14 protein-coding genes and 1 tRNA gene are annotated in these 16,321 nt (G+C 66.9%); 10 read left to right on the top strand and 5 right to left on the bottom strand.

Annotation, left to right across the window (positions count from 1 at the left end; genetic code table 11):
* Window positions 1–13: 13 nt before the first annotated feature.
* Complete coding sequence (locus ABIC35_RS04635) at window positions 14–1,540, bottom strand: acyl-CoA carboxylase subunit beta (RefSeq protein WP_121079382.1); 1,527 nt, start codon at window positions 1,538–1,540, stop codon at window positions 14–16.
* 103 nt (window positions 1,541–1,643) lie between these two features.
* Between ABIC35_RS04635 and ABIC35_RS04630 the strand changes: the two genes are divergently transcribed.
* A complete protein-coding gene (locus tag ABIC35_RS04630; protein WP_121077089.1) occupies window positions 1,644–3,071 on the top strand; it encodes a helix-turn-helix domain-containing protein in 1,428 nt (475 codons plus the stop codon).
* A gap of 66 nt (window positions 3,072–3,137) precedes the next feature.
* The gene (locus ABIC35_RS04625; protein WP_121077087.1) at window positions 3,138–3,899 is read left to right on the top strand and encodes a class II aldolase/adducin family protein; all 762 of its coding nucleotides are present in this window, start codon (window positions 3,138–3,140) and stop codon (window positions 3,897–3,899) included.
* Here ABIC35_RS04625 and ABIC35_RS04620 read toward each other — a convergent pair.
* On the bottom strand, window positions 3,896–4,696 hold the full coding sequence (locus ABIC35_RS04620; RefSeq protein ID WP_121079380.1) for a DODA-type extradiol aromatic ring-opening family dioxygenase: 801 nt from the start codon (window positions 4,694–4,696) through the stop codon (window positions 3,896–3,898). The two genes, ABIC35_RS04625 and ABIC35_RS04620, sit on opposite strands and share 4 nt — an antisense overlap.
* Window positions 4,697–4,774: 78 nt before the next feature.
* On the opposite strand from ABIC35_RS04620, the gene ABIC35_RS04615 reads away from it, so the two are divergent.
* The 3 genes from ABIC35_RS04615 (at window position 4,775) to ABIC35_RS04605 (ending at window position 7,034) form a co-directional block, all read left to right on the top strand.
* Window positions 4,775–5,248 carry a (2Fe-2S)-binding protein gene (locus ABIC35_RS04615; RefSeq protein WP_093294958.1) on the top strand — a complete coding sequence of 158 codons (474 nt, stop codon included), beginning with the start codon at window positions 4,775–4,777 and terminating at the stop codon, window positions 5,246–5,248.
* A gap of 107 nt (window positions 5,249–5,355) precedes the next feature.
* The gene (locus tag ABIC35_RS04610; RefSeq protein ID WP_121079378.1) at window positions 5,356–6,237 is read left to right on the top strand and encodes an RcnB family protein; all 882 of its coding nucleotides are present in this window, start codon (window positions 5,356–5,358) and stop codon (window positions 6,235–6,237) included.
* Window positions 6,238–6,311: 74 nt separating this feature from the next.
* Window positions 6,312–7,034: a 2OG-Fe(II) oxygenase gene (locus ABIC35_RS04605; RefSeq protein ID WP_354278322.1), complete on the top strand. Its 723-nt coding sequence runs from the start codon at window positions 6,312–6,314 to the stop codon at window positions 7,032–7,034.
* A 3-nt stretch (window positions 7,035–7,037) separates the two neighbouring features.
* Here ABIC35_RS04605 and ABIC35_RS04600 read toward each other — a convergent pair whose 3' ends face one another.
* Window positions 7,038–7,457, bottom strand: a complete 420-nt coding sequence (locus ABIC35_RS04600; protein ID WP_121077083.1) for an RrF2 family transcriptional regulator — start codon at window positions 7,455–7,457, stop codon at window positions 7,038–7,040.
* 130 nt (window positions 7,458–7,587) lie between these two features.
* Between ABIC35_RS04600 and hcp the strand changes: the two genes are divergently transcribed.
* From hcp to ABIC35_RS04575, 5 genes are all read left to right on the top strand, one after another.
* Window positions 7,588–9,228, top strand: coding sequence for a hydroxylamine reductase (hcp, locus tag ABIC35_RS04595; RefSeq protein WP_121077081.1), 1,641 nt, complete (start codon window positions 7,588–7,590; stop codon window positions 9,226–9,228).
* A gap of 84 nt (window positions 9,229–9,312) precedes the next feature.
* Complete coding sequence (gene recJ / locus ABIC35_RS04590) at window positions 9,313–11,079, top strand: single-stranded-DNA-specific exonuclease RecJ (protein WP_121077079.1); 1,767 nt, start codon at window positions 9,313–9,315, stop codon at window positions 11,077–11,079.
* Window positions 11,080–11,133: 54 nt separating this feature from the next.
* Window positions 11,134–11,208: transfer RNA gene (locus ABIC35_RS04585), tRNA-Glu, on the top strand.
* 60 nt (window positions 11,209–11,268) lie between these two features.
* A complete protein-coding gene (locus tag ABIC35_RS04580) occupies window positions 11,269–12,282 on the top strand; it encodes an Arm DNA-binding domain-containing protein (RefSeq protein WP_436286774.1) in 1,014 nt (337 codons plus the stop codon).
* On the top strand, window positions 12,254–12,967 hold the full coding sequence (locus tag ABIC35_RS04575; RefSeq protein ID WP_121077078.1) for a hypothetical protein: 714 nt from the start codon (window positions 12,254–12,256) through the stop codon (window positions 12,965–12,967). Before ABIC35_RS04580 ends, ABIC35_RS04575 begins: the two co-directional genes overlap by 29 nt.
* 254 nt (window positions 12,968–13,221) lie before the next feature.
* Here ABIC35_RS04575 and ABIC35_RS04570 read toward each other — a convergent pair whose 3' ends face one another.
* Together ABIC35_RS04570 and ABIC35_RS04565 are read right to left on the bottom strand one after the other, a co-directional pair.
* Complete coding sequence (locus ABIC35_RS04570) at window positions 13,222–14,535, bottom strand: HlyD family type I secretion periplasmic adaptor subunit (protein ID WP_183049385.1); 1,314 nt, start codon at window positions 14,533–14,535, stop codon at window positions 13,222–13,224.
* Window positions 14,536–14,573: 38 nt separating this feature from the next.
* Window positions 14,574–16,295: a type I secretion system permease/ATPase gene (locus ABIC35_RS04565; RefSeq protein WP_121077074.1), complete on the bottom strand. Its 1,722-nt coding sequence runs from the start codon at window positions 16,293–16,295 to the stop codon at window positions 14,574–14,576.
* Window positions 16,296–16,321 lie beyond the last annotated feature (26 nt).

Below are 16,321 nucleotides of genomic sequence, written 5' to 3'. Positions count from 1 at the left end.
GATCAGTGCCGCATCACAGCGGGATGTTGTCGTGCTTCTTCCACGGGTTCTCGAGCTGCTTGTTCCGCAGCTTGCGAAGCCCCAGCGCGATCCGGCGGCGTGTCGAGTGCGGCATGATCACCTCGTCGACGAACCCCTTGCTCGCCGCCACGAACGGGTTGGCGAAGCGCGCTTCATATTCGGCGGTGCGCTCGGCGATTTCCTCGGGCGTCCTGCCCCGGAAGATGATCTCCACCGCGCCCTTGGCGCCCATCACCGCGATCTCGGCGGTCGGCCAGGCATAGTTGAGGTCGCCGCGCAGATGCTTCGACGCCATGACGTCATAGGCGCCGCCATAGGCCTTGCGCGTGATCACCGTGATCTTGGGCACCGTCGCCTCGGCATAGGCGAACAGCAGCTTGGCGCCGTGCTTGATGATCCCGGAATGCTCTTGGCCGACGCCCGGCAGAAAACCCGGCACGTCGACGAAGGTGACGATCGGGATCTCGAACGCGTCGCAGAAGCGCACGAACCGCGCCGCCTTCTTGGAGGCATTGATATCGAGGCAGCCGGCCAGCACCATCGGCTGGTTCGCCACCACGCCCACCGTGCGCCCCTCGATCCGGCCGAAGCCGATCAGGATGTTGCCGGCATGGCTCGGCTGCAGCTCGAAGAACTCGCCCTCGTCGAGCGTTTTCCGGATCAGCTCGTGCATGTCGTAGGGCTGGTTGGCGTTGGGCGGGATGATCGTGTCGAGACTCTCGTCGATCCGATCCCAGGGATCATCGCAGGGCCGCTCGGGCGGCGCCTCGCGGTTCGAGGCCGGCAGGAAGTCCACGAAGTCGCGGGCCGCGAGCAGCACCTCGATGTCGTTCTCGAAGGCCACGTCAGCGACCCCCGACTTCGTGGTATGCGTCACCGCTCCACCCAGTTCCTCCTGCGTGACGATCTCGTTGGTAACGGTCTTCACTACATCCGGGCCGGTGACGAACATGTAGGACGAATCCTTCACCATGAAGATGAAGTCCGTCATTGCGGGGCTATAGACCGCGCCGCCGGCGCAGGGCCCCAGAATCAGGCTGAGCTGGGGCACCACGCCCGAGGCCAGCACGTTGCGCTGGAACACCTCGGCATAGCCGCCGAGCGACGCGACGCCCTCCTGGATGCGCGCGCCGCCGCTGTCGTTGAGGCCGATCACGGGCGCGCCGACCTTCATCGCCATGTCCATGATCTTGCAGATCTTCTGCGCGTGCCGCTCCGAGAGCGAGCCGCCGAACACGGTGAAATCCTGGCTGAACACGAAGACGAGGCGGCCGTTGATCGTGCCCGAACCGGTGACCACGCCGTCGCCGGGGATCACCTGGTCCTGCATCCCGAAATCGGTGCAATTGTGCTCGACATACATGTCGAGCTCCTCGAAGCTGCCCTGATCGAGCAGCACTTCGAGCCGCTCGCGCGCGGTCAGCTTTCCCTTGGCATGCTGTGCGTCGATCCGCTTCTGGCCGCCGCCCAGACGGGCAGCGGCACGACGGCGTTCCAGTTCCTCGATCGTCGACGACATCGGCATTCTCTCCGTGGACGCGGCTTGTGCACCGGGCCATGCCGGCTTTGCAAATGCAATGTTGCAAAGTTGCGGGGCACGAGTTTGCAGACTATGCGAACCCATGACCAGCCAGCTCCCGCCCCTGCCCCGCCGTCGCCTGTTCGAAGGATTCCGCCTGCGCGAGCTGCGCCGCCGCCTGAATATTCCTCAGGCCGGGATGGCGCAGCGGCTGGGCATCTCGGTTTCTTATCTCTCGCAGATCGAAAACAATGATCGGCCGATTACCGACGGCGTATTGCTGGCGCTCGCCCGCGAGTTCCCAGTCGAGGCGGCAGAGATCAACGGCGAGGGCGGCACCGCCGCGCTGCTCCGCGCAATCGACGCCGCGACCGACAGCAGCGTGCCCGCCGACCGGATCGACGAAGCCGATCTCCGCCGCGGCATCGAGCAACAGCCGCTGCTCGCGCGCCGGATGGTGGCGCTGCACGACGCCTATCGCCGCAGCCAGGAGCAGCTGCGCGTGCTCGACGATCGCTTCGATACCGGCTCGGGCGACGCCGCCCCGCTGCCCTGGGAGGAAGTGCGCGACTGGTTCCAGGCCGAGGGCAATTACATCGACGCGATCGACCGCTCGGCGGAACTGCTCGCCGATGCGCTCGCGCTCGACGACGACAATGTCGTCCGTGCCTTCGAGGACCGGCTGCGGCTGTGGCACGGGGTCCGCGTGATCGGCGCGCAGGGCGACGGCAGCGAGCTTAGCCGCTTCGACGAGGGCGCGCGGACGCTGGCGCTCAACCATGCCCTGCCCCCGGAAAGCCGCGCCTTCCTGCTCGCCCACCGGCTGGTCCGCTACGAGTTCGCCAACGAGATGCGGCTGGTGATCGATCGCGCGGGCCTCGCTTCACCCGCCGCGCGCGAGTTGCTCAGCGTCGGCCTCGCCAACTATGCCGCGGGGGCGCTGCTGATGCCCTATGGCCGCTTCCGCGCCGCCGCCTATGAAGTCCGCCACGACATCGATCGCCTCCGCCAGCGCTTCGGGGTGAGCTTCGAGCAGGCGTGCCACCGGCTCTCGACGCTGCAGCGGCCGGGGGCGCAGGGGCTGCCGGTATTCTTCTGCCGCGTCGACATGGCGGGCAACATCACCAAGCGGCATTCGGCCACCCGGCTGCAATTTGCCGCGCTGGGCGGCGCCTGCCCGCTCTGGATCGTGCACGAGGCGGTGGCGATCCCGGACCGCATCCTGGTCCAGCTCGCCGAGATGCCCGACGGCACCCGCTATGTCTCGATGGCCAAGGGGCTGGTGAAGCCCTCGGGCAGCTTCACCCGACCGCCGCGCCGCTATGCCGTCGCGCTGGGCTGCGAGGAGGCGCATGCGGCGGACTTCGTCTATGCCGATGCGCTCCGCACCGGCGGCGCCGCGACGCCGATCGGCGCCTCGTGCCGCATCTGCCCTCGCCTCGACTGCGACCAGCGCGCCTTTCCACCCGCCGGCTCGGTGATCGAGATCGATCCCGATCGCCGCCGCGCGGTGCCCTACGGCTTCCGCTGACGCTTGCGGGTATCGCCCGCTTCATGGCATACCCGAAGCTCGAAAACAGAAATTTGGAGAGGTGCCATGGCAACCGCGCTCGCCCCCACGTCCCAGGTCAGCGACGCCGAGTGGGAGGCGCGCCAGCAGCTCGCCGCCTGCTACCGCGTGTTCGACATGCTCGGCTGGTCCGAGATGATCTACAACCATATCACGGTGAAGCTGCCGGACCAGGAAGGCGCCTTCCTGATTAACCCGTTCGGGCTGCATTTCAGCGAGGTGAAGGCCTCCAACCTCGTCAAGATCGACATCGACGGCAACAAGCTCGACGATTCGCCCTATCCGGTGAACCGCGCCGGCTTCGTGCAGCATTCCCTCTTCCACCGGCACCTGCCCGACGCGCATTGCATCATGCACAGCCACACCACCGCCGGCATGGCGGTCGCGTCGCTGGAGGGCGGGCTGCGGCCGACCAATTTCTACGCGTGCAACTTCATCGGCCAGATCGCCTACCATGATTTCGAAGGCGTCACCGTGCGCGACGAGGAAGGCGAACGACTGCTCGCCCATCTCGGCGACAAGCGCGTGATGCTGCTGCGCAACCACGGCATCCTCGCCATGGGCCGCACGCTGCCCGAGGCGTTCGTCAAGCACTGGGCGCTGCAGCGCGCCTGCGAGATCCAGGTCGCGACGATGAGCATGGGCCAGCCGATCGAGATCGCGCCCGAGGTCGTCGCCGTCCACCAGCGCGACGTCCATATGGCGCAGGTGCCCGGCGGCCCGGGCGCTGCGGACTTCGCGGCGATGGTGCGGCTGGTCGACCGGATCGACCGCAGCTGGCGAGATTAGCCGAAGCGGAAGCCGCTTACTGCCCAGCCGAGCACATGATCGCGATAGTCGCAGACGGCAGCCCCCTCACCGCCCGCGCCGAGCGCGACCATCAGCGGCAGGAGATGCTCCTCGCGCGGATGGGCGAATTCGGCATAGGGCAGGTCGCGCCACGCCACGATCCGCGCTTCGCGGCGCGCGGGGTCGGGATCGGTCGCGGCCTTTACCAGCGCGGCGTCCCAGGCATCGGCATAAGGCGTCGCCTGGGTCCCGCGGACGCGCAGATTATGGAAGCTCATGCCCGAGCCGACGATCAGCACGCCTTCGTCGCGCAGTGGCGCCAGTGCCTTACCGATCGCGACATGCGCGGCCGGATCGAGGTCCGAACGCAGCGACAATTGCACGAGCGGGATGTCGGCATCCGGTACCGCGACCTTCATCGGAATGAACACGCCGTGATCCCAGCCGCGCTCGCGCTCGACCCAGGCGGGGAAGCCGGCACCTTCGAGCAGCGCCTTGGCCCGCAGCGCCACCTCCGGCGCGCCGGGGGCATCCCAGCGCAGGCGGTAGGTGTGCTCGGGAAAGCCGTAATAGTCGAACAGCAGCGGCTGGCTGTCGCCGACATGCACGGTGACGTCGCGCTCTTCCCAATGCCCGGAGACGAGCAGGATCGCCTGCGGCCGCTCGGGTAGGCTGGCGATCAGCCCCGCGAGATAGGCTTGCATCGGGCGCCACATCGGATCGGGCGGACCGCCGGCGGGGTCCATGAAGAAGCAGGGGCCGCCGCCATGGGGGATGAAGAGTGCGGGTAAGGTCATGCCGGCAATGTCGCCCACGGCCTGGCCCTCGACAATGCCGGTTTCGGAAACCGGTGGTTTCCCGCTAGGGTCGCCGCCATGACTCGGTTCACCGTCAACAACCAGCCGGTCCAGTACGACATGGATCCGCAGACGCCCTTGCTCTGGGCCTTGCGCGACGCCTCCAACCTCACCGGCACCAAATATGGCTGCGGCACCGGCGATTGCGGCGCCTGCACCGTGGATATCGACGGCGCCGCGCGGCTCGCCTGCCGCGAGACGATCGGCGCGATCGAAGGCACCTTCGTCACGACGATCGAGGGGCTATCGCCCGATCGCAGCCATCCGGTGCAGCAGGCCTTCCTCGCCGCCAATCTCGTCCAGTGCGGCTATTGCATCCCCGGCATGGTGATGGCGGCATCGGTGCTGATCCGTACCAATCGCAACCCGTCGGAGGAAGACATCCGCCAGGGCATTCCCAATATCTGTCGCTGCGGCATCTATCCGCGGCTGGTCGCGGCGATCCAGGACGCCGCGCGCATTGCCCGCGGCGACCCGGCCGACGACGCCTGAATGCTTTCAATCTGCTGTCAGTCCAATTCAGAACCCGCTCAGTGTCGGGCGCGTATTCAGGCAGCATCGGCACGGCGACTTCGCCGCTGCCACCGGAGAATGGTTCGATGAAGAGGATGCTGTTGGCGGCGATCGCAGCCGCGACTGCGCTGGTTCCCGCCGCTGCCATCGCGCAGGAGCGCGGCGAGCATCGCGGCAATGGCGGCTGGATGCGCCCCGACAACTTCCGTCCGCAGGGCGGCCAGGGTGGCCAGGGCTGGCAGCGCCCGCAAGGTCAGCCCCAGGCACAGCCCCAGCCGCAGGATCGTGGCAATTGGCAGCGCCCCCAGGGTCAGCCGCAGAACGGCGGCAACTGGCAGCGGCCACAGGGCGCGCCCCAGGCGAGGGATCGCGGCGACTGGCGCCGGCCCGAAGGCCAGCCGCGCCCGGCCTTCCAGCAGCCGCAGGGAACGCAAAGCCCCGTCCAGCCGCAGCGCGACTGGCGCGGTGGGCAGCGTCCCGACTGGCAGAACCGCGGCGACGTCCGCAGCCCGCAGGCCTGGCAGGATCGCCGCTGGGACGATCGCGGCCGCGCGCAGTGGAACGGAACCCGCGACTGGGGCCGCCGCGACGGCTATCGCGGCTGGAACGATCGTCGCGACTGGGATCGCGCCGATCGCTGGCGCGGCAACGGCGGGATCTGGAACAATGGCTGGCGCAACGACAATCGCTACGACTGGCGCGCTTATCGCGACTATAACCGCAGCCTCTATCGCCTGCCGCGCTATTATCCGCCGGCGCGGTGGAGCTATGGATACCGCCGATTCTCTGTAGGTTACCGGCTCGACAGCTTCCTGTTCGCGCAGCAATATTGGATCAGCGATCCCTATTCCTATCGCCTGCCGGAAGTCTGGGGGCCGTATCGCTGGGTCCGCTATTATGACGACGCGCTGCTCGTGGACGTCGACAGCGGCCAGGTGGTCGACGTGATCTACGGCATCTTCTGGTAAGCGAGACGGCGGTCGGCAGCGATGCCGGCCCCTTCCGCTTGCAATCTCCGATGTCCGCGGCAAAGAGTCTCGCCGTGAGCAAGACCAACCCCAACAGCAAGGGCTCGCCCTCCCCCGAACGGGCAAAGATCGGCCGCGAGGTCGCAGCACGGCTGGACGCCAACCCAAACGTGCGCCGCGCCAAGGTCGAGCTGGCGCAGGTCTATACCTATCCCGATTTCTTCAGCGACGCCGAGTGCGACATGCTGATGGCGCTGATCGACAGCAATGCCCGCCCCTCGACGCTGCTCGCCGCCACCGACGACCCCGACTATCGCACCAGCCACAGTTCGGACCTGTATCGCTGGTCGCCCGACGTGCTGGCGATCGATAACCGCATCGCCGATCTGCTCGGTATCCCGGTCGAGAATGCCGAGACGATGCAGGGCCAGCGCTATGCGCCCAACCAGCAGTTCCGCGCGCATTGCGACTATTTCCACGAAGACAGCGGCTATTGGGACAAGATGGTCGAGACCGGCGGCCAGCGTACCTGGACCGCGATGGCCTATCTCAACACCGTCGAGGAAGGCGGCGCCACCTGGTTCCCGCGCGCCGGCATCCGCTTCAAGCCCAAGCGGGGCCTGCTGGTGATCTGGAACAACATGCTTCCCGATGGCAGCCCCAATTACGACACGCTGCACGAAGGCATGCGCGTGGTCGAGGGCACCAAATACATCATCACCAAATGGTTTCGCGAGCAGGCCTGGATAAAGGCCCCGATCCAAACCTATCGTTCGGGCGTGGTCGACGCCGACTGAGCCTCAGGCGGCGTGCAGCGGCCAGAGCTGGTCCGAGCGCCCGCGCAGCACGTCCGCCAGCGTGTAGCGCCGCAGCACGTCCATGAACGCGCGCCGGGCCTCGGCGAGCACGCCCGGCAGGTTGCAGCCGCGGACCAGCCGGCAGCCGGTACAGTCGACCATGGCACAGCGCGGCTCGGTCACGTCGAGCACCGCGCCGATGTTGATCTCTGCCGGGTCGCGCGCCAGCCGGATCCCGCCGCCACGACCACGCACCGCCTCGATATAGCCGGCATGGGTGAGGCCGTTGGCGATCTTCAGCAGATGCGTGGCGGAAATGTCCTGCGCCTCCGCCACCGACGCGATCGAGACGCGCCCCTCCCCGCTGCTGCCCAAATGGATCAGCAGACGCAGCGCGTAATCACTGTGGCGGGTCAACTGCATGCAACATCTTCTTAGCTGGCGAGCTCTGCAGATGCATGCGGAAGACTACGTATGTTTGACAAGTATCAAAGTGACGACGTCGGCCGCCGAATAACTGGAATTCGATATTCAGCTTTATCGGAGACCGGCGATGTACTGCGTCCAGTGCGAACAATCGAACAAGGGTGGTTGTGCCGCCAAGATGGGCTCCTGCGGCAAGACCGCGCAGGTGGCGGAACTGCAGGACGTGCTGCTCCGGGTGATGCAGGGCGTGTCGGTCTATGCCGATCGCGCTGCCGCCAAGGGCGCGCGCGACGCCGAGGTCGATGCGTTCACGCCGCACGCCTGGTTCACCACGCTGACCAACGTCAATTTCGACGACGCGCGCTTCGTGCCGCTGATCGCCCGTGCGCTTTCGATGCGCGAGCGGGCGCGGCTGCTTGCCGAGACCGCAGGCGCCGATCTCTGCTCGCTCCCCGAGCCCGCACTGTGGAGCCCCGGCACCACGCCGTCCGAACTCGCCGCCGCGGCCCCTGTCGCCGCGATCCAGCGCTTCCTGGACCGCGACGGGCCCAGCATCGTCGGCCTGCGCAATCTGATCCTGTACGGCCTGAAGGGCACCGCCGCCTATGGCGAGCATGCCCGCGTGCTCGGCTTCGAGGAGGACGCGATCAGCGCAGAGTTCCACCTCATCGCCGCCTTCCTCGCGACCGACCCGACAGATGTAGACGCGCTGCTCGGCAACGCGCTGGCGATCGGTGCGCTGAACCTCAAGGTCATGGAACTGCTCGACGCGGCCAACACCGGCCGCTTCGGCCACCCGGAGCCAACGGTGGTGCGGATGACGTCCAAGGCCGGCAAGTGCCTGCTCGTCTCCGGCCACGACATGGGCGATCTGGATGCCATACTCCAACAGACCCAAGGCACCGACATCCAGGTTTACACCCATGGCGAGCTTCTCCCCGCAAACGCCTATCCCGGCTTGAAGAAGTACGCACATCTCGCCGGCAACTACGGCGGCGCCTGGCAGGACCAGCAGAAGGATTTCGACGCCTTCCCCGGCGCGATCGTGATGACCTCCAACTGCCTGATCAACCCCAACCTCAAGGGCTATGGCGGCCGCATCTTCACCGCCGGTCCGGTCGGCTGGAACGGCTTGCCGCATCTGGTGGACCATGACTTCGCGCCCGCGATCGCCTGTGCCCTCGCCCAGCCCGGCTTTGCTGAGGACGCGCCCGAGCAGACGATCACCATCGGCTTCGGCCGCAACACGGTGATGGGGGTCGCCGACACGCTGCTCGGCATGATCGGCAAGGGCGAAGTGAAGAACCTGTTCCTGATCGGCGGCTGCGACGGCGCGCGACCGGGGCGCAACTATTTCCACGACCTCGCCATGGCGACGCCCAGGGATAGCTTGGTCCTCACCCTGGGCTGCGGCAAGTTCCGCTTCAACCGCGAGGATCTCGGCACGATCAACGGTGTCCCGCGGCTGCTCGACATCGGCCAGTGCAACGATGCCTATTCGGCGATCCGCATCGCCACCGCCGTCGCCGAGGCGCTGAACGTCGGCGTCAACGACCTGCCGCTTCATTATGCGATCAGCTGGTTCGAGCAGAAGGCCACCGCGGTGCTGCTGACGATGCTGCATCTAGGCCTGCGCCGGATCCATCTGGGCCCCACCCTGCCGCAGTTCCTCACGCCCGAGGTACTCGGCATCCTGGTCGACAAGTTCGACATCCGCCCGACCGGCGATGCGGCGACCGACCTCGCGCTCATGCTCGAGGCGGCCTGAGCAACCCGGCCCCGCCCGGCGTGCCGGGCGGGGTTTCGGCGCATGCCCCTCGACAATCGGCCACCCCCCAGCCACATCGGGGGCATGTCCCCTGCCCTCAATGTTCACCATTCGATCCTTGGTCAGCCCTGGCGCTGGCGCGGCCTCGCCGCCGATGCGCGCGACCCCAATTTTGCTCCCGACGACCTCGTCACCCAGTTGCTGCTCACCCGCGGTGTCGATCGCGCCGATCTGGAGCGCCACCGCACCCCGAGCATCCGAGCCTTCATGCCGGACCCCTCGATCTTCCGCGACATGGACCGCGCTGCCGAGCGCCTTGCCGACGCAGTGGAAGCGCGCGAGCAAGTCGCGATCTTCGGTGACTATGACGTCGATGGCGCCACCTCCGCCGCGCTGCTGATCCTGCTGCTGCGCGAACTCGGCCTGGAAGCTACCCCCTATATCCCCGATCGGCTGATGGAGGGCTATGGCCCCTCGGGCGAGGCTTTGGTCCGCCTGAAGCAGCAGGGGCACCGGCTGATCGTCACCGTCGATTGCGGCGCACAGGCGTTCGAGGCGCTGGCGATGGCGCGCGACGCCCGGGCCGACGTGATCGTCGTCGACCATCACAAATGCGCGACCGAACTGCCGGTCGCGCACGCGCTGGTGAACCCCAACCGGCTCGACGAGGCCGAGGGCGCCGAACACGGCCATCTCGCCGCAGTCGGCGTCGCCTTCCTGCTCGGCGCCGCGCTGGTGCGGACCCTGCGCGCGCGCGGCTTTTTCGCCAGCCGACCCGAACCACGGTTGCTCGATCTGCTCGATATCGTGGCACTGGGCACCGTGGCCGACGTTGCGCAGCTCAAGGGGCTCAACCGCGCCTTCGTGGCGCAAGGCCTCAAGGTGATGGCGCGGCGCCGCAATATCGGCCTCGCCGCGCTGATCGAAGCCTCGCGGCTCACCCGCGCGCCGACCTGCACCGACCTGGGCTTTGCGCTGGGGCCGCGGATCAACGCCGGTGGCCGCGTCGGCAAGTCGGATCTCGGTGTCCGCCTGCTCACCACGCGCGATCCCGTAGAGGCACGCGCCATCGCCGCCGAGCTCGACCTGCTCAACGAGGAGCGCCGCGCGATCGAGGCCGAGGTCCAGGCCGCGGCCGAATCGCTGTGCCTCGTCGGCGGAGACCGCATGGTCGCACTCGTCTCCGGTGAAGGCTGGCATCCGGGCGTGATCGGCATCGTCGCGGGGCGGCTGAAGGAGAAGTTCGGCAGGCCGGCGCTGGTGATCGCGATCGGCGAGGACGGGATCGGCAAGGGCTCGGGCCGCTCGATCCCGGGCGTGGACCTGGGCGCGGCGGTGCTGGCGGCAAAGGACGCCGGGTTGCTGATCGCCGGCGGCGGTCATGCAATGGCCTGCGGGGTAACCGTGGCGGCCGAAGGCGTGGAAGCGCTCGCCGCGTTTCTTGAACAGCGCCTCGCCGAGCGAATCGCCGCCGCACGCGGCGAACGCGCCTTGCTGCTCGACGCAGTGCTGAGCCCGGCGGGCGTAAACCCGATGCTGGTGGAGGCAATGGAAGCCGGCGGCCCCTATGGGATGGGATGGCCCGCGCCCCGAATCGCCGCAGGGCCGGTGCGCGTGATCAAGGCTGATGTGGTCGGCACCGGGGGGCACGTCCGCGCGATCGTCGCGGGCGCGGACGGACAGAGCCTGAAGGCAGTCGCCTTCCGCCAAGCCGAGTCGGAACTGGGCCAAGCATTGCTCTCCGCACCCTCCCATCGCCGGCTGTGGCTCGCCGGTCGGGCGAAGATCGACACCTGGGGAAGCCGCCCCGCAGCAGAATTGCACATAGAAGATGCTGCATGGGCAGATTGAGTGCTTGACGGCTGCGGAATCGCCCCCTATTCGGCCGCTCCACGCCAAGCAGTTGGCCCCTTCGTCTAGCGGTTAGGACGCGGCCCTTTCACGGCTGAAACACGGGTTCGATTCCCGTAGGGGTCACCAAATTGCCTCTCCAGGGCATACCAGAACATGCCGTAACTGGCTGATTTCTGCGCTTTTTTGGTGGTATCGGTCCCTTATCAAGCTGGCAGAATGCTCTACCTGCTCGTGACGCCATCCGGCGGACGCTGTTGGCGCATGAACTACCGGCATTACGGGAAACGAAAGACCCTCGCTTTCGGGGTTTGGCCCGACACCGGTCTGGCAGAAGCACACGCCGCGCGTGCCGCCGGGCTGGACCCGAACAATGCGACGCTCGCGACCGGTTATCTCGATCTGTACAATCAGTCGCCGACCGCCGCCGCCCGCTTTTTCTATCAGATCAGCACGCTGCGCGAGACGGGGGTTACGCGTCAGAGCGTCACCGATCTTCGCATCCACGCCTATATCGACCGCACGACCGGCGAACGCTTTTCGCTGCCAGGCGGCGGTCGCGCGGGATCAGGCTTCGTCAACATCGCGCGACAGACGCTCGGCCGCGAACCGACCGAAGCCGAGGTGCAACGGACGCTCCGCGCCGACCAGTCCCGCAGGATGCAGGACATGGACGCGGCGATCTCGACCGCCGGGCCGGCCACGTCCGTAACGCCGCGCACCGTGGCCGGTGACGGCCCCCCGCGGTTCGCCAGCAGCCCCGGGATCGACCTTACGCCGGCGGCGACGCGCAGCGCCAATGCGCTGCACGACTCGATCCGGTCGACGACCGGCTACGCGATTGACGTGACCAGTGGCAGGCGTAGCCCCGATCGCCAAGCGGCGGCGATGTACGGCAATTTCGCGGACAACAGCGCGCCTCGCTCCGCCAATCAGGCGGCCTTCAACGAGGTTCGAGACGCCTATCTTTCCGGCAAGCGTGCCCGCCTGGGACGGGCGGCCATCGTCGATCGCATGGCCAATGTGCTCCAGCGGCAGGTCGATCGGGGCGCGCTGGTCTCCCGCCACATATCGGATCGCGCGCTTGATATTCGCCTTCCACCTGCGGCGAGCCGCCAGGCCGTCGTGGCAGCAATACGTGACGATTCCTTGGTTCAGTCGATAGGGATCGAGGATGACCATCTCCACGTCCAGCTTCGCTAGCGTTCTGCTGCTGGCCTCCGCGCCGATGGCGCTGCTGCTCGCCGGCGGAGGTGATCGGGCAGGCAGCGCACCCGCTGCGCCTGCGAGAGACGCGCCGCAGACGCAGATGCAGGCCGCCGCGGAAACCCATCCTGCCGCGCGCCAGAGCACGAACGCGGCCACGCGCTACAACTCTGATCTGGACAAGGCCGTGGCGGGGGCGAAGAAGATGCCCTTTCCGACGGGCGTCGCCGGCATCGGCGGCATGGACTGTTCGCCCGCAACGCTACGGGGGACGGATCCCGCTTCTCGCGCCTTCACATTGACGCTGCCCGCAGACGCATCCGCGCGCCGGCACGTGATTGCGGTGGTGACTCCAGAACGTGGGCTGCTGGGGATATACGCTCCCTACGATGCGGATGCCGTGGAGGCGGGCGACCTCCTCATCCCCTCGCAGGCGATCTCCTGGGCCAAGGCTCGCACACAGAACCGGTTCGCCGTTGATACGGACGATCTCGACGGTCTGCGGCCCGGCGCGACCAAACCGGAAGCTTTGTTCCTGGAGCCGGGCCGCTATCGGTTTGCGTTGATCAACGGCATGGATGCCGCGTTGCTGAAGGCCAACGGTACCTCGGTGAAGGTAATAGCGGCCTGCTCGGTCGATTGGGCGCCGCGAGAGGCGGGTTCAGCCGGAACATCGCCGTAGCGTTCTTGTAAAGCTTGGCTGCGGGTGCGCGGGCGAGGAGACGAAGGCTGGAGAGTACACGCTCGACTTGCCCATGCCGACGCCGACAAGAATGCGACGTTCGTCGGCGACGACTCCAGCAGCAGCTTGTTCCAAGAGCCGAGGACCAGCACTTTCCCGCTCGGCCATCGAAGCGCATCTGACAATAAGCCGTGATCTGTCAGACTGTCTTCATCCGAGCGCGACGCGGCGGTCAGCGGTAAAACCTAAAATCCTCAACGCTCCCGCAACGATCGCCAGAAGGGGCTGAGCAGCGGAGCCAACGCATATTGCAACGGCGTCCGCTGCCGCAGCTGGATCAATGCCTGTGCGGGTGTGCCGGGTTTCGCCACGTAGGTGGTAGCACCTAAGTCGCCGCGACCTAGCGCAGACGGATCGATGACAACGTCTGCCGAGAAAAAGGGGATGCCCGTGCGCGGTTCCACCAGTCGATCTGCCGAGATGCGCGTCAGGGTGCCGGTGAGGTCTGGAGAGCTTCGGTCGCGCAGCGCGCCAAGCCGGATGATCGTTCGCTGACCAACCTTCACGTCGGCCGCGTCGTCTGGAGAAACTCGAACGCGCAGGAGTAATGATCGATGATCGGGAACGATCTCCATTAGCGTCTGCCCCGGCGTGATGACTCCGCCCTCGGTGAACACGGCCAGACCGATGACCGTACCCGTGACTGGCGCACGGATCTCCGCATGGGCCAGCTGTTCGCGTACGGCAGCCAGACGCGGCGCGAGATCGTTCAGCGCCATCTGAGTCTGGTACAAATCGGCTTGCGCGCGAGAGCGATAGGCACTTGTCGCTTCGGCGCTCGCCAACTCGCTCTCCCGTACCGCGCCATCCGCCTGCAAGGCACCCTGGTCCAGCTGGTCGTGCTGGCCTGCCAGTTGCGCATGCGACCGTTCCAGCTCGCGAAGCCGTGTCTGCGAGACCCAGCCCTTTCGCGCCACCGGTGCGAGCGCTGAAAGCTCGGCCGTCAGCAGGCCAATCTGTTTCTCAGTGGAGGCGCGTTGGTAGCGCAACCCCTGTGCCTGGTGCCGCGACTGACTGGATCTTTGTGCCAACTCTGCCTTGCGCGCCGCCAACTCGCTCGTCAGCGCAGCCAGCATGGCGTGTTGTTGCGCCATCGCCTGCTGTGCCTCGCGCAGGGCATTGCCGGTCAGCCCTGCAAATTCACCCGGCGGCGCGAAGCTGCTCTGCCCGAGCAGCTGGGCCTGCTGCCGCGCGCGCTGGGCCAGTAGCTGGACCTGTTGACCGACAAGCCCGCGTTCCTGCGCGCGTAGCGATTCCGCAGATAAGCGGATCAGAAGCTGCCCATGCTGAACATGCTGTCCCTCGGCGACCAGCAGCTGCTCAATCACGCCGCCCTCGCGTTGTTGCACGGCCTGTCGTTCCCCGGCGACCACAATTTCGCCGGGCGCGTAGGCCGCAGCATCCAGCCGGGTCAGCGCCGCCCAGCCAAGAAACAACCCGAAGAATAAGAGCGCAGTAATTGCCCCCAACCGTATGTCGCGCGCGGAACCGCCCGGGTTGGCGCCCAACGAAGGGGCCTGCTCGAACGCGGCTGGTCCAGCATGTTTCACGCGTGCGCCACCGTTCGGGCAGTGCCGCCGTCAAGTGCAGCAAGGATCGCGTCGCGTGGGCCAATGTGCTGGATGCGGCCGCTGTTGAGCACGATCAAGCGATCGAGGACCGGCAGAATCGTACGCTTGTGCGAAGCGAGAACGATCGTGCACCCCCGCGCCTTCGCCTGCTGCAACACCTCTAGCAGGCGCACGTCGCCCGACCCATCGAGATGCGCGTTCGGCTCGTCAAGGAGGAGCAGCACGGGATCGCCGTAGAGTGCGCGGGCGAGCGCGATGCGGTGCGCCTGGCCCACCGACAGCCCTCCGCCGTGCGCATCAAGTACATACTCATAGCCACCCGGCAGCCCCAGGATCATCTCGTGAATGCCGGCCGCTTGCGCCGCGGCAATCGAGCCCCGATCGGCGCCCCCCGATTCCTTGAGACGTTCGGTGGCGAAACGGCAGATATTCTCCTTGATCGTTCCGCCGAAGAGCTGCGGGTCTTGGGGCAGATAGCCGACGTGACGAGCGAGGCGTTCCGCGTCCCATTGGCTGGCCTCTGCGCCATCGATGCGCAGGATGCCACGGTTCGGCGGGACGATCCCGGCCAGCAGCCTCAGCAGCGTCGACTTTCCCGCGCCGCTGGGCCCGATAATGCCGATAGCCTCTCCCGCAGCGATGTCGCAATGGATAGCAGTGAGGAGGGGCACCTCACGCCGCTCATGTACGACAGTGACATCTTCCAAGCGCAGGGCGCCGCGCGGGGTCGGAAGTCGCGTGGGGAGCATTTCCGGCGACGTCGCGCCAAGCAGCGCGTTCAGCTGGCGCATGATGTTGCGGGCCTGCTGTAGGCTCCGCCACGATGCGATCAACTGTTCGGCAGGGGCGAGCGCCCGCGCGATGAGAAAAGACGAGGCAAAGATCGCGCCCGCCGATATCTGGTCTTCCGCCGCCAGCCAGGCGCCGAGCCCGAGCGCGCAGGATTGCAGCGCGAGTCTCAGGAAGCGCCCGAACGATGTATAGTTTCCGGACGCGAAGCCCGCCGCGACCTGTTGGTGGAGCAACGCCTCGCGCTGCCGCATTTGGCGCCGCACCATCGCCGTCCGCATGCCCAGCGCGCGAACGATGTCCGATCGCGCCAGAATGGCATCCTGGCCCGCATAGATGGCCGCGGAAAGCAACTGCGCCCGGCTCACCGAGGCTCTCGTGACGCGTTCGGAACACCAGGCGGTCATCGAAAGCGCCATCACGCCCACCAGAGCGAGCGCCCCGATCCAGGGGTGCAGCAGCGTACAGATCAGGAGATATACCGGCATCCATGGCGCGTCGAAGAGCGCTAGCGCGCCTGCGCCCGTGAAGGTTTGCCGCGCGGCGTCGAAATCTCGCATAGCCTGTCGCGCCGCAATCGGCTGCGAACGCGCGAGAGTGGCATCGAGAATAGCCGGTGCAAGCGCTGCGTCGATCCGCAGCCCGGCACGAACGAGCAGACGCACGCGAATGCGGTCAAGCACGGCCAGCGTAACCAGCGCAAAGAGCAGCGCGACGGTCAGCACGGCCAATGTCGCCAGACCGTGCGTAGGCACCACACGATCATATACCTGCAGCATGTAGACGGTAGGCGCGATGTACAGCAAGTTGACCAGCGCGCTGAAACAGGCTGCACCGATGAAGTGCGACCGGCACAACCCGAGGGCTGCGTTCAGTTGCGTCGGATGACGCGCCTCATCCGCGGGCATCGTGCAGCTCCTGCGAAACTATCTGA

Source organism: Sphingomonas trueperi (assembly GCF_040545965.1).
GTDB classification, from domain to species: Bacteria; Pseudomonadota; Alphaproteobacteria; order Sphingomonadales; family Sphingomonadaceae; genus Sphingomonas; species Sphingomonas trueperi_C.
The sequence above is the reverse complement of the archived record's forward strand: the minus strand, read 5'-3'. Positions and strand labels throughout refer to the sequence as shown.